Annotated in this window: 13 protein-coding genes; 6 read left to right on the top strand and 7 right to left on the bottom strand. The window is 60.1% G+C overall.

Going from position 1 to position 13318, the window contains the following annotated elements:
- Window positions 1-9 precede the first annotated feature (9 nt).
- Together V6L81_RS02045 and uraH are read left to right on the top strand one after the other, a co-directional pair.
- Window positions 10-489 (top strand): heme-binding protein, encoded by a 480-nt coding sequence (locus V6L81_RS02045; RefSeq protein WP_095000766.1) that lies wholly within the window; start codon window positions 10-12, stop codon window positions 487-489.
- Between the two features lie 27 nt (window positions 490-516).
- A complete protein-coding gene (gene uraH, locus V6L81_RS02040) occupies window positions 517-927 on the top strand; it encodes a hydroxyisourate hydrolase (RefSeq protein WP_095017768.1) in 411 nt (136 codons plus the stop codon).
- A 105-nt stretch (window positions 928-1032) separates the two neighbouring features.
- Here uraH and V6L81_RS02035 read toward each other — a convergent pair whose 3' ends face one another.
- Genes V6L81_RS02035 through V6L81_RS02015 form a run of 5 tightly spaced genes read right to left on the bottom strand, consistent with a single transcriptional unit; the run spans window position 1033 to window position 5203 of the window.
- On the bottom strand, window positions 1033-2241 hold the full coding sequence (locus V6L81_RS02035; protein ID WP_338660442.1) for a methyltransferase: 1209 nt from the start codon (window positions 2239-2241) through the stop codon (window positions 1033-1035).
- Window positions 2222-2911, bottom strand: coding sequence for an ABC transporter permease (locus V6L81_RS02030; RefSeq protein WP_095000769.1), 690 nt, complete (start codon window positions 2909-2911; stop codon window positions 2222-2224). Before V6L81_RS02030 ends, V6L81_RS02035 begins: the two co-directional genes overlap by 20 nt.
- Entirely contained in the window at window positions 2911-3603 is a 693-nt protein-coding gene (locus tag V6L81_RS02025; protein ID WP_095000770.1) for an ABC transporter permease, read from the bottom strand. Before V6L81_RS02025 ends, V6L81_RS02030 begins: the two co-directional genes overlap by 1 nt.
- A gap of 57 nt (window positions 3604-3660) precedes the next feature.
- The gene (locus tag V6L81_RS02020; protein WP_095000771.1) at window positions 3661-4416 is read right to left on the bottom strand and encodes an ABC transporter substrate-binding protein; all 756 of its coding nucleotides are present in this window, start codon (window positions 4414-4416) and stop codon (window positions 3661-3663) included.
- Window positions 4417-4429: 13 nt separating this feature from the next.
- Window positions 4430-5203, bottom strand: a complete 774-nt coding sequence (locus V6L81_RS02015; RefSeq protein ID WP_088378475.1) for an ABC transporter ATP-binding protein — start codon at window positions 5201-5203, stop codon at window positions 4430-4432.
- A gap of 543 nt (window positions 5204-5746) precedes the next feature.
- Here V6L81_RS02015 and gabP point away from each other — a divergent pair.
- The 4 genes from gabP (at window position 5747) to gltS (ending at window position 10283) form a co-directional block, all read left to right on the top strand.
- On the top strand, window positions 5747-7138 hold the full coding sequence (gabP, locus tag V6L81_RS02010; RefSeq protein ID WP_095017765.1) for a GABA permease: 1392 nt from the start codon (window positions 5747-5749) through the stop codon (window positions 7136-7138).
- A gap of 193 nt (window positions 7139-7331) precedes the next feature.
- Window positions 7332-8057 carry an IclR family transcriptional regulator gene (locus V6L81_RS02005; RefSeq protein WP_095000773.1) on the top strand — a complete coding sequence of 242 codons (726 nt, stop codon included), beginning with the start codon at window positions 7332-7334 and terminating at the stop codon, window positions 8055-8057.
- Between the two features lie 20 nt (window positions 8058-8077).
- Window positions 8078-9016: a formimidoylglutamase gene (hutG, locus tag V6L81_RS02000; protein WP_095000774.1), complete on the top strand. Its 939-nt coding sequence runs from the start codon at window positions 8078-8080 to the stop codon at window positions 9014-9016.
- Window positions 9017-9074: 58 nt separating this feature from the next.
- Window positions 9075-10283 carry a sodium/glutamate symporter gene (gltS, locus tag V6L81_RS01995; RefSeq protein WP_095020136.1) on the top strand — a complete coding sequence of 403 codons (1209 nt, stop codon included), beginning with the start codon at window positions 9075-9077 and terminating at the stop codon, window positions 10281-10283.
- 97 nt (window positions 10284-10380) lie between these two features.
- Here the strand turns inward: gltS and V6L81_RS01990 are convergent, their stop codons facing one another.
- On the bottom strand, window positions 10381-12618 hold the full coding sequence (locus V6L81_RS01990) for an ATP-binding protein (protein WP_095000776.1): 2238 nt from the start codon (window positions 12616-12618) through the stop codon (window positions 10381-10383).
- A complete protein-coding gene (locus V6L81_RS01985) occupies window positions 12615-13220 on the bottom strand; it encodes a biliverdin-producing heme oxygenase (protein WP_095017762.1) in 606 nt (201 codons plus the stop codon). The genes V6L81_RS01990 and V6L81_RS01985 overlap by 4 nt, the downstream gene beginning before the upstream one ends.
- Between the last annotated feature and the right edge of the window lie 98 nt (window positions 13221-13318).

Below are 13318 nucleotides of genomic sequence, written 5' to 3'. Positions count from 1 at the left end.
AGCTTGCCCATGATGTTGAAAACCTTGTTGTTGTGGACTGCCGTTGGCGTTGCCGGCGTGGCCCAGGCGGCGCCGAATCTGGCGCGCCATGCCGATCTGGACCTGGCCACCGCCCGCCAGTTGGCCGACGCGACCCTCAAGCACTGCACCGGGGCGCTGAGCGTGCTCGACCGGGGTGGCAACGTGCTGATGGCGCAGCGTCCGGAAGGCGTTGGCCCGCACAACCTGCTGGCGAGCCAGCGCAAGGCGTATACCGCGCTGTCGACCAAAACCCCGACCCGGCTGTTTGCCGAGCGTGCGCGTAACAACCCCGAGGCCGCCAATCTCAACTCCATTGCCGAGCTGTTGCTGCTGGGCGGCGGTGTGCCGTTGTTCGCCGAAGGTGAACTGGTGGGCGCGCTGGGCGTGGCCGGGGCGGGCGGTGCTGAGCAGGACGAAGCCTGCGCGATCAAGGCTGCCGGGCAAGTTGGCCTGACCATTCAACGTTGATCAGATTTTAACCACTGAGGACTTACCATGAAATCGTTGCGAATCACCCTGGCGGCTTTAAGCCTGAGCGCTGTGTCGAGCCTGGCGCTGGCTGCCGGCAATCCGTTGAGCGTGCATGTGCTGAATCTTGAAAACGGTCTGCCGTCCCCGGGGGTCAATGTGACCCTGGAAAAGCATGTGGGCAAGGATTGGCAGCCGCTGGCGCAAGGCGTGACCAATGAGCAGGGACGTATTGGCGAGTTGTTCCCGGGCAAGCAGGCGTTCGAGGCGGGGGAGTACCGGGTGGTATTCAAGACCGGCGATTATTTCAAGAAGGCAGGGCGTGACACGTTCTTCCCGGAAATCCCGGTGATTTTTGAAGTGAAGAATGTGGATCAGCATTACCACATCCCGTTGTTGCTCAGCCCTTATGGTTTTTCGACATATCGCGGGTCGTAGTCCTGCGAAACCCTTTGTGGGAGCGGGCTTGCTCGCGATGAGATCGCTGTGGTTTAACTGTCAGACCGCAGCGCCTGAATCGCGAGCAAGCCCGCTCCCACAGGGTTATCCACAGCGCTGCGCAAGCACCATCAAATTGCGCGGCGTCAGCTGGCTGTCGCAGAACTCGCCAACCTGCACTGCATAGCCGTTCTCCTCCAGGTAGAGCGCCCGATCGAGCACCAACCACAGCTCCAGCGGGCGGCGAAACAGCCCGCGCACCAATTCCAGGTTGCGCACCTGCCCCAACCTCTCCCAGCCTGCGGCTTCCAGCGCCGGCCAGTCTTCTTCGCCACTTGTGGATAAGTTCTTCAGCGCCGCCAAGTCCGAGCAGTACTCGGCAAACGGCTTGTTCAGCCAACTGCTGGGCAGCGAGGGTGTGGATAAGTACTCATCACACTGACGGCGCTGGCGCTGCCACAGATCAAAACCCAAGCGCCGTGCCATCGACTGGTCACGCTGAAGGCGCACGCGGGTGCCGGCGGTCACGGTTTCGCTCATGGGCAGGCTCAGGTCCTCCAGTGACAGTTGCAGGGAAGATGCCTTGGCGGCTGTGGATAACGCTTGATAGTGCGACCCGCCGATGCGGTTGTAGCAGCAGGGGGACACGGCAAGTTGTGCACAACCCGCCGCGCTGGCCAGTTGCAGCAGGCGCACATGCAAATCGCCGCAGGCGTGCAGCGCCACGGGTGTCATTTGGGGTGTGAGCTGCCGGGCTGCTGCTTCAGCGAACACATCTTGCTGAACATGACGGGCCGCCAGTTGATGACGCTGGCTCAGGTGTTGGCCGGATTCGATCAATGCCGGATCATATTCCAGGCACGTCAGTTGTTGCCCGGCACTTAACAGCCGGCGCCCCAAATGCCCCTTGCCCGCACACCAGTCCAGCCAGTGGGTTGGCGCTTGTGCAAAAGTAAGGCTCTGGGCGAAGGCCTCGATCTGTTGCCATTTGCGCCCGGGTACATCCACTTGTAAGCGCGGGTTTGCAGGCGCAAGGGTTTGGGCCGCTAGTCGTGGCACTGCGCTCAGGGCAAGGGAAGTCGCCGCCAGTTCAGGGAACGGCGCAGGGGCGGGCAGGTGTTGGGGGTGGTTGTGGCTGGCTTCGGCGTCTTGCAGCGAACGCTGGCGCAACCACTGCGCCAGTTCCGGGTGTTGCGCTTCCCACGGCACGTTCAACTGAGTGAAGGGCCGTGGGCGCCAGAGGTGCTGGTGGTTTTGCAGAAACCCGTCCAGCGCCTCGAAGCGGGCAAGCAGGTCAGCGCCCTTGACAGGCATCGACGCGCAACCAGCGCTCCAGCAGTTTGAAGCCCTGGATCAGCACAAACGACATGACCAGGTAAATTGCCCCGGCAGCCAGGAACATGTCCACGGTCTGGTAGTTGCGGGCAATGATGGTGCGGGTCATGCCGGTCAGTTCCAGCAGGGTCACGGTACTCGCCAGCGAGCTGGCTTTGAGCATCAGGATCACTTCGTTGCTGTAGGCCGGCAGACCGATGCGTGCAGCGCGTGGCAGGACGATATGCACCAGGGTCTTGAAACGCGACATGCCCAGGGCCCGTGCTGCCTCGATTTCACCTGGCGGGATGGCCTGGATCGCGCCGCGCAGGATCTCGGCTATGTAGGCAGCGGTGTGCAGGGTCATGGTGATGATCGCGCACCAGAACGGGCTGCGCAGGTACGGCCACAACGCGCTGTCACGCACCACATCGAACTGCGCCAGGCCGTAATAGACCAGAAACAGCTGGATCAGCAACGGCGTGCCACGGAAGAAAAAGATGTAGGCGTAGGGCAGTGAGCGCACATACCAGAGCTTGGATGAGCGGGCGATGCCCAACGGGATGGCCACGATCAGACCGGCGATCACCGAGATGGCGGTCAGCTCCAGGGTCAGGGTCGCACCCTGCATCAGCTTGGGCAGCCACTTGAGGATTACTTCCCACTCCATTACGTCCTCCTCACGAAGCCGCGCGCTGCGCGTTTTTCAAGCACGTGCATGGTGCCCATGGCCAGTACGGTAAGGCCCAGGTACATCACGGCTGCCACCATGTAGAAGGTGAACGGGTGTTTGGCGAAGGTCACGGCGTTTTGCGCCTGACGCATGATTTCTTCAAGGCCGATGACCGACACCAGCGCGGTGTCCTTCATCAGGATCATGAACAGGTTACCCAGGCCGGGCAGGGCAATACGCCACATTTGCGGCAGCACCAGCTTGGTGAAAATCCGCGGTTTGGACAGGCCCAGTGCCATGCCCGCTTCGCGGTGGCCCTTGGGAATGGCCAGGATGGCACCGCGGAACACTTCGGTGGCATAGGCACCAAAGCACAGGCCCAGCGCGAGTACACCCGCCGCAAAGGCGCTGAGGGTGAGATCGGGCATGCCGATGTATTCGCCGATGGTGCGCACCAGGTTCACGCTGCCAAAGTAGATCAGCAACACCCAGAGCAGTTCGGGCACGCCGCGAACCAGGGTCGAATAGGCGCCGCCCAACCATCTAAGCGGTTTGAAGGGGGAGGTCTTGGCCAAGGCACCGAGCAATCCGAGCACCAGGCCCAGACACAGCGCGGTAAGTGCCAGTTTGACGGTCATCAGCGCGCCAGCGGCAAGCGCCGGGCCGAATCCGTATAAATCGATAGTCATGGGGTAGGCAGGCTTTGCTAGGGACCGGCGCGCCTACAGGCGCACCGGTCAGGCAGGTCAGTAGATGCTGAACGGGAAGTACTTGTCGTTGATCTTCTTGTACGTGCCGTCTTCAACGATTTGCTTGAGGGCCAGGTTCAGCTTGGCACGCAGTTCGTTGTCGCCTTTGCGCAGGGCGATGCCGACCTTGTCGTCTTCGTTGACCGGTTCACCCTTGAACTCGTATGCCTGGCCAGCCGGGCTTTTCAGCCAGTCGTAGTTGGCGTACTTGTCAGCCAGAAGCGCGTCTACACGGCCCGAAGTCAGGTCGAGGTAGGCGTTTTCCTGAGTGTCGTACAGGGAGATGGTGGCGTCGGTACCCAGGTTGTCATCCAGCCAGGTCGCAGCCTGGGTTGAACGCTGGGTGCCCAGGGCCTTGCCCTTGAGGGACGCGAGATCGGTTTTGAAGTCGACTTTTTTCGGCGCGATGAACTGCTGCTTGTTGGAGTAGTACGGGTCGGTGAAGTCCACCGCCTGCTTGCGTTCGTCAGTGATCGACAGCGACGACACGATGAAATCGTACTTTTTGGCGTTCAGTGCCGGGATGATGCCGTCCCAGTCGGAGGTGACGATTTCACACTCGGCTTTCATCTTGGCGCACAGGGCCATGGCGATATCCGGGTCGAAGCCCACGACTTCACCACTGGCGTTCTTGTTGTTGAACGGTGGGTAAGCGCCCTCAATGCCGACTTTGTACTTGTCTGCAGCCAAGGCGTTGGCGCTGAAAACCAGTGTGGCGGCAGCGGCCATGAGAAGCTTTTTATAGTTCTGCATTCGTGTTGCTCCGTTAGCGGTTGCTGGACATGAATTGTTTACAGCGCGCCGAAACCGGGTTGTCGAACACCTGTTCTGGCGACCCTTGCTCTTCGATCAGGCCCTGGTGCAAAAACACTACTTCGGTGGACACCTGACGGGCAAAGCCCATTTCGTGGGTGACCAACAGCATAGTGCGACCTTCTTCGGCGAGTGCGCGGATCACACTAAGTACTTCTTGAACCATTTCCGGGTCAAGTGCCGATGTCGGTTCATCGAACAGAATCACTTTGGGCTGCATGGCCAGGGTGCGGGCAATCGCTGCGCGTTGCTGCTGGCCACCGGACAATTCGGACGGATAGGCATGGCGTTTTTCGGCAATGCCGACTTTGGCCAGCAATGCTTCGGCCACTTCGATGGCCTCGGCCTTGCTTTGCCCCAGTACGCGACGTGGCGCCTCGATAATGTTGTCGAGGATGGTCATGTGCGGCCACAGGTTAAAGTTTTGAAACACAAAACCCAGTTCGCTGCGCATGCGGTTGATCTGCTTGCCGTCGGCCGCGATCAGTTCGCCATTTTTGGCTTTCTTGAGTTTGAGCTCTTCCCCGGCGACCACGATCTGGCCTTCGTGGGGGTTTTCCAGAAGGTTGATGCAGCGCAGCAGAGTGGACTTGCCGGAACCGGAAGAACCCAGGATCGAGATCACGTCGCCGTCGCGTGCGGTCAGCGAGATACCCTTGAGTACCTCAAGCTCGCCGTAGCGTTTGTGCAAGTTGCGGATTTCAAGCGCGGGCGTGGCCAAAGCCATGTGCGTTCCTCTTTGTGTTCGGGTGCGATCCTGCTGTTGGGCGGCCTTCCTGGCGCAGGCCAAGCTAGCATAGGGTTGCAGAGGCAACCAGCCGCCCTGAAGACACAAAAGGCGCGAGGGTGGCAGTTTGTCGCATCGCTACAGCAGAGTGTCGCGCCGACAACAACCGACCCTGTAATTCGCCGTTCGGCCAGACAGGTGTCGCTTAAAAAAGGTCGCGATGTTGCCAGCTTTGGCCCGGTGTTGGAAGCGCGAACCTACTAAAGGTTAAAGATGTGCACTGCTTTTGGGCCATATGGGGTGTTTTGGGTATTTTTGGTGCGTCGAGACCCTTGTAGCTGAGTGTTTCGGTAACGACTTGGCGAAATGCCATTGCGCTCAATGGCTTGCAATGTCTGTTGCAAATCGTTGCAGCCCGCGGAAACCGTGCATGTGTCACATTCTGGCTCAGTTATTGCGTCAAGGATTCTAAACGCCCCGTTGGTTACTTTTTACGAAAGTCAACGCGGGTGCTCGGAATGGCTTCAATGAAAGGTAGTCCCAATGAGCAATACGCAATCCTCTAGCGGCCTGGAACAAGGGCTCAAACCACGGCATGTGACCATGCTGTCGATTGCCGGTGTTATCGGCGCCGGTTTGTTTGTCGGTTCCGGACACGCGATTGCCCAAGCGGGCCCTGCCGTGTTGCTGGCTTATGCCGCAGCAGGCACCTTGGTCGTGCTGGTGATGCGCATGCTGGCCGAAATGGCCGTTGCCTCGCCTGATACCGGTTCGTTCTCCACTTACGCCGACCGTGCCATCGGGCATTGGGCTGGTTTTACCATTGGCTGGCTGTACTGGTGGTTCTGGGTCCTGGTGATCCCGCTGGAAGCTGTCGCCGCAGGTACCATCCTGCATGCCTGGTTCCCGGGTACGGCGATCTGGGTGTTTACCCTGGTCATCACCCTGTTGCTGACCGCCACCAACCTGTTCAGCGTCAAGAACTACGGTGAGTTCGAGTTCTGGTTTGCGCTGGTCAAGGTGCTGGCGATTATTGGCTTTATCATTTTGGGTCTGCTGGCCATTTTCGGCTATCTGCCTACCAGTCAGGTCAGCGGTGTCGCGCATCTGTCCGATACCATCGGCTTTATGCCCAATGGCATGGGCGCTGTTCTGGCTGCCATGCTGACCACCATGTTCTCGTTCATGGGCACTGAAATTGTCACCATCGCGGCGGCGGAATCCAAAGATCCAAGCAAGCAGATCACCAAGGCCACCAATTCGGTGATCTGGCGTATTGGCCTGTTCTATCTGGTATCGATTTTCATCGTTGTGGCCCTGGTGCCGTGGAACGACCCGAGCCTGGCGCAGTTGGGTTCCTACCAGACCGTACTTGATCGCATGGGCATCCCGAATGCCAAGCTGATCGTTGATATCGTGGTACTGATCGCCGTAACCAGCTGCCTGAACTCGGCGCTCTACACCTCTTCGCGCATGCTCTACTCCCTGAGCAAGCGTGGTGATGCACCGGCTGCGGCCAAGCGCACCAATGCTGCGGGCACGCCTTACTGGGCGGTGATGATGTCCACGGGTGCAGCTTTTGTAGCGGTATTTGCCAACTATGTGGCGCCGGCTGCCGTGTTCGAGTTCCTGCTGGCCAGCTCTGGCGCGATCGCGCTGCTGGTGTATCTGGTGATTGCCGTGTCGCAACTGCGCATGCGCCAGAAGCGTACGGCCCTGGGCGAGAACATCTCGTTCAAGATGTGGCTGTTCCCGGGCCTGACCTATGCAGTAATCGTCTTTATCGTGGCTATTCTGACGGTCATGCTGTTCCAGGAAGCGCATCGCGTTGAAATCATGGCGACCGGTATGCTGAGCATTCTGGTGGTGGTGGCAGGCCTGCTGGTGGCACGCCGTCGTCGCATTGAGAAGTTGGGGGCACCGGTACTCAACTGAGGCCAGGACGGTTCTCGCGGTTGAATACCCAGAAAAGCCGTCATCCTTCGGGATGGCGGTTTTTTTGTGCCTGTAAGGGGGGCAATTTGCGACCGCTGATCACTATCTGGCGGTTTTTTCCCATTCAGTGGGAATCGAATTTCAGCTAATGGGAAACACCGTGCACCATGCAGGCAAGAGCATGGGGCCGATAATGAACTACAACACGCCAACTGATCGCTTGCTGCAAATCCTCGTCAGCCTGGGGCAATCCGCCGAGGCGATCTCCGCCAAGGCGCTTTCCGAGCAACTGGGGCAACCGCTGAGCAGCACCTATCGCCACCTCAACACCCTGTTGCGTTGGGGCCTGGCCGAAGAGAACGGCCAGGGCCGCTATCTGCCAGGGCCAGCCTGTTTGCAGCTGGCGAAAAAATTTGACCGCGAAGCGGTGCTGGTAACGCTGGCCAAACCTGAACTCAAGCGTCTGGCCGAGCAAAGCCAGGAGAGCGTGGCCTTGATGGTGCCGAGCAACGGTCAGGCGATTTGCATTGAGCTGGTCGACAGCCCGCAGCCGCTGCGCTGCTGTTACCAGAAGGGGCTGGCCCAGCCGCTGCTGGTCGGCGCTTCTGCGCGGGTGCTGCTGGCGTATATGGATGAAGCGCACAGTGTGTCGGCGCTTCTGGCGCAAGGCGTCGAGCCTGAAGAAGTGGCCACCTATCAGCGCAGCTTTGCCCAGATCCGTGCTGCCGGTTATGCCGTGAGTGTGAGTGAGATCGACGACGGTATCTGGGGCATCAGCGCGCCGTTGCTCGACAGCCGCAATCGCCTGCAAGGCGCCATCAGCCTCATGGCCCCGGCTACCAGGGCACATACCCGCAGTGAACGCCTGATCCGCTGGACCCAGGACGTTGCCCTGCGCCTGAGCGCCCGGCTCGACTGAATTTGACTGGAGTTTCAAACATGACGGTTGTACCCGACATGTCCTTGTGGACAGGCCGTATTGATGCCGCTGAAGGGCAGGGCGCGTTGCGCTGGCATCAATGGGTCAAGCCTGTGGCCGATGGCCTGCCAGCGGGGGCTGCATTGATTGGTTTGGCCAGCGATGAAGGGGTCAGGCGCAATCAGGGCCGTACCGGTGCCCGCAAGGGGCCGGTGGCCTTGCGCAAGGCCTTGGCCAATCTGGCATGGCACGGTCACGCGCCGCTGTACGACGCCGGTGATGTGAGCTGCGCGGGCGATGATCTGGAGGGCGCGCAGCAAGGCTATGGCCAACAGGTCAGCCATTTGCTCGACCAGGGGCATTTACCGCTGGGCCTGGGTGGCGGGCACGAAATCGCCTTTGCCAGTTTCAGTGGTCTGGTTGATCACTTGCGCCGCAAGCACCCGCAGCCACGCATTGGCATTCTCAATTTCGATGCGCATTTCGATTTGCGCCACGCCGAACAAAGCAGCTCAGGCACACCCTTCCGGCAGATTGCCGAGGCTTGCCAGCGTTTCGATATGCCGTTCACCTATTGCTGCCTGGGTGTCAGCCAGTTGAACAATACCCAGGCCCTGTTTGAACAGGCCGGGCGCCTGAATGTGCGTTACCGCCTCGACCGGCAAATGAACAGCTGGGACATCCCCGCCTGCGAAGCGTTGATCGATGATTTTTTGCAAGATGTCGATCACCTCTACATGACCCTTTGCCTTGATGTCCTGCCCGCCAGCCAGGCCCCCGGCGTCAGTGCGCCGTCTGCCCATGGGGTGGACATGCAGATCGTCGAGCACCTGGTACGCCACGCCAAAGCCAGCGGCAAATTGCGCATGGCCGACATCGCCGAGCTCAACCCGAGCCTGGACATCGACAACCGAACCGCCCGCATTGGCGCGCGTCTGCTCGCCAGCCTGATTGATTAAGTTTTTGCGCAAATCCCTGAAACCGCTTGTTGAATCATAAGAAAAAGAGAAATTCGCCATGCTGACATTCGAACTGGATGCGCTGAGCACCCTTGCTCTCGCGTTGCTCCTGCTGGGCCTGGGTGCCCAACTGAAAAAGCGCAGCTACTGGCTGCGTCAATTGTGTGTTCCTGCACCGGTCATCGGTGGTTTTGGGTTTGCCTTGGTGATCTGGTTATTACGGGATCAGCAACTGCTCAACCTGAGCCTCGACACCAGCCTGCAAACCCCGCTGATGGTGGCGTTCTTCACCACCGTGGGTTTGGGTGGCAGCCTGGGGTTGTTGCGCAAGGGCGGCAAGCTGCTGTTTATCTACCTGGGCGCGTGCTGGGGCCTGGCGCTGGTGCAAAACGTGGTGGGAGTGAGTGTGGCCAAGCTGCTGGGCATCGACCCGCTGCTGGGGATCATGGCCGGGGCAGTGTCACTGGAGGGCGGCTTTGGTGCGGCGGCAGCCTTTGGGCCGATTGCTGAAAACCTGGGGGCGGTCGGGGCTACGACTGCCGCGCTCGCCGCTGCAACCTTTGGCATGGTGGCCGGCGGTTTGCTCGGCAGCCCGCTGGCGCGCTGGTTGATCGAGCGCAACAAACTGGTGGTCAAGGCCGAAGCCGCGGGCAGTCTCAAGGCGTTCGAAGACGTGGTCCACACCCCTGTGGCCGCGCTGGATGCCGCAACCCTGCTGCGTTTGCTGACCTGCATTGTGGTGATTATGGTGCTGGGGTTCTGGCTGGGCTCCAGCTTGCAGCAGCAACTGGGTATCGTCTTGCCGAGCTATGTGGGGGCCATGTTCGTCGCGATCATCCTGCGCAACCTCAATGACCGGGCCCAGCTGATCGAGGTGCCCGACCATGCCGTCAGCACTATCGGTGATGTGTGCCTGGGCATGTTCCTGACCATGGCCATGATGAGCTTGAAGTTCTGGGAGCTGGAGAAGCTCGGCTTGCCGTTGCTGGTGATTCTGGTGGTGCAGGTGGTGATCATGATCCTGCTGTGCGTGTTCGTCCTGTTCCGCCTGTTTGGCCGCAACTACGACGCCGCGGTCTTGTGCGCTGGTTTCATGGGGCACGGGCTGGGCGCGACGCCCAATGCCGTGGCCAATATGGGGGCCATCTGCGATCACTACAAAGTCTTCTCGTACAAGGCCTTTATCATCGTGCCGCTGTGTGGGGCGGTGCTGATCGATATCGTGGCGATCCCGATGATCACCTGGTTTATCAACGCCTTCAGCTGACGGGTTGAATGTAAAACGGCCGCTCTCCCGTCAAGGAGGCGGCCGTTTTTATGCAGCATTCAGGTGTGATAGCTGCAGGGCATTGTGCTGTTAACCATCAGACCATTCTTGGGACCGTGAAGCGAAACTCGCTGCCTTCTCCCGGTGTACTTTCGGCCAGTAGCTGGCCGCCATGGGCCTTGATGATGCCCTGGGAAATGTACAGCCCCAGGCCCGTGCCCAGCGCGTTGCCTTCTTTAGCCGTCCAGTAGCGGTCGAAGATATGGGGCAGCTGTTCGGGGGCTATGCCCTTGCCCGAATCTCGCACGCTGAACACGATATCGTCCCCGTTGGACATGGCTGCTACGCCGATCTTGCCCTGTGCGGGGGTGAACTTGATCGCATTGCCGATCAGGTTGGAAAGCACCTGGAACAGGCGTTCGGGGTCGGCGCTGATTTTCAGGTCGGGCTCGGCGTGGAAAGTCAGTTCCACGGCTTTGTCCAGCGCCAGCGGCGCGAGCAACGACAGTGCCTCTTCAAAAATCTGGCTGACTTCCAGTGGCTGCGGGCTGATGGTGTAGCGACCGGCTTCGATTTTCGAGGTGTCGAGCAAATCGTCGAGCAGCACGTTCATGCGGCTGCTGGCCTGCTGCATGGTGTCGATGGCCGAGGTGATGCGTCGCGATGTGTGCGGGCCGTCGCTACTGAAGGCCTTTTGCATCATGCCGCAGAGCATCGAGATGATGGTCATGGGGTTGCGCAGGTCGTGGGAGACCACCGCCACCAGCTCGTCGCGTGCGCGCACGGCCTGTTGCTCGCGCAGCACCTGGCGCGACAGGTCGTTTTCCAGGGCCGAGCGGCGCAGGTCATTGGCAGCAAACAGATCGCCGTGGCTCCATTTGCTGGAGATGCCGTCCATCTCGACTTTCCAGATTTCGAACGAGGTGCGCGGGCTCAGGCGCAGGCCGTTGCTGCCGGCTTCCAGGTTCAGCGGTTTATTGGGGTCGCCGCTCCACTGGATGCTTTCTTTGACTTCGCGGCGAAACCACAGCACGGCGTTGTCCACGGGCTTGGGCAGGGTCATGGCCAGCAGGCCGCTGGCGATGTCCTTGTACTGTGCTGCCGGGGCGTGCAGGGTGCTGAGGTTGTGGCTGGAGAAGACTGGCTGGCCGCTGTCCTTGAACCATTGGTACAGCGCGCGAGTGTCTTCCGGGGAGGGGCACTGACCATAACGGTGCAGCACCTTGTCTTCCAGAATCGCCACGCCGCTGGCGCCAGTCAGATCCATCAAGGCTTCGGGCATTTGTGCCAGGCCTTCAAACACGGCTGCGGTGCTTTGCACCATGGCGGCGTTGAGGCGCACCAGGGCATCCATCTTGGCTTCGCGCTGACGGCTGATTTCCAGGGTTTGCAGGGCGCTGATCTGCAGGGACAGCACCTGACCGATGGTCTGGCAGGCCATGCGCAGTTCATGGGGGACATGCAGCGTCTGGCGATGCCCGCAACTGATGAGTCCCCACAGGCGCTCGCCATCCATCAGCGAGATGCTCATGGACGACAGCACGCCCATGTTCTTCATGTACTGGCAGTGAATCGGAGACACGCTGCGCAATACGGCCCCGCTCAGATCCAGTGCCTCGCCGGTGTCCGGGCGCAATGTGGGAATCAGCGGCACAGGTTGGTAATCGGCGTTCGGAATAATGCGCAGCCAGTGGGTGCGGTACAGCTCGCGGGCTTGTTCAGGGATGTCGGAGGCAGGGAAAAACATGCCGTTGAACAATTCCATCGCTGGCGAGGAGGCTTCCGCGATGACCTGGCCGTGGCCTTCATCCTGAAAACGGTAGATCAGAACCCGGTCGTAGCCCGTCAGTGCCTGGATCTCGCGCACGCAGATTTCATACAGTGCGGTGAGGGTCTTGGCCCCTTGCAGGCGTTGCAGCATACGGCTCAGGTTGCGCACCTTGCCCATGGTGCTGTGAATTTCTGAGTCATCGGGTTTGAGTTCCAGCTCCAGAACCAGAATGCCCTGGTCACGGTGCAGCAGGCCTTCGTATTCACGCCCCAGCAGGTTCAGGGCCAAAGGCGGAGCATCGGCCAGCGTGGTGTAGACGGCGGCCTGCTGCACTGCGTTGGCGGCTTCGGAGCCGCTGAGGGCGGCCAGTGGCAGGCCCAGCAGTGATTCGGCACTGACGCCGAACAGGGTCAGCACATTGGCACTGACCTGCTGGATCTGCAGCCCCGGCTCCGTCAGTGTCACGAGCAGGCCGTGGGGCTGGATCGCCCCGGGAAAGCGAATGGGTTCATCAGCACAATTGGCCAGCAAGCGTTCAAAGGCTTGAGGGTCCTGTGGGGTCATAATAAAACCTCCTGACGTTCGAGCCAGTGCTCGAAACAGCTAAATGTTGAGCTGGCAGCCTGTACGGCCTGGTCTCGCGCTTGGGCGTCCAGGGGCACGCTGCCCAGAAACTCCAGGAATGCCTTCCATTGCCGCCCGGTGGCCTCGCCGTACACGTAAAGGAAAGCGCAGCCGTTGTGTCCCTCCAGGCCCAGTCGTTGCGACATCTGCTTGCGCAGCACGTTGCCGCCCAGAGTGGCGCCTTCCAGCACATACAACACACCCAGTACGCAGGCGGGGCTGTGCAATGCCGGAAGGGTTTCGCACAGTGCAAGCGACTGGATGCTGACCCCCAGGGCCTGCAGATCCCGACGTAGCGCGGGTGTTTTGAGTCGTGCCTGCAGGTCGAAATCGTGGGTCATCCAGGGGCTGTGTTGCAGTCGCTCCTCCAGCTCGTGATAGAAGCCGTAGTAAGCGCTCAACAGGCGCGTGTAGCGTTCAAGGTCGAGTGTATTGCTGAAGAACGGCAGGCGTTTTTCAAGGGCTACATGGCGTGTATGAGTGCCAGCGCGTAGCTCGTGCAGAACGGGCGATACCGCTGATAAAGGTTGGTCTTCTGACATGCCTTGTAAGACGGCTCTCTGTGTGGCGCGTGAATTAGGCGCTCATAACTGTAGGAGGTCATGGTAATAAAAAAGTGCAATTATTTTGCTACAAAACC

Origin of the sequence: Pseudomonas bubulae (assembly GCF_037023725.1) — a bacterium.
Taxonomy (GTDB): Bacteria; Pseudomonadota; Gammaproteobacteria; order Pseudomonadales; family Pseudomonadaceae; genus Aquipseudomonas; species Aquipseudomonas bubulae.
Note: the sequence above shows the minus strand (reverse complement) of the source record. Positions and strands in the feature narration are given on the sequence as shown.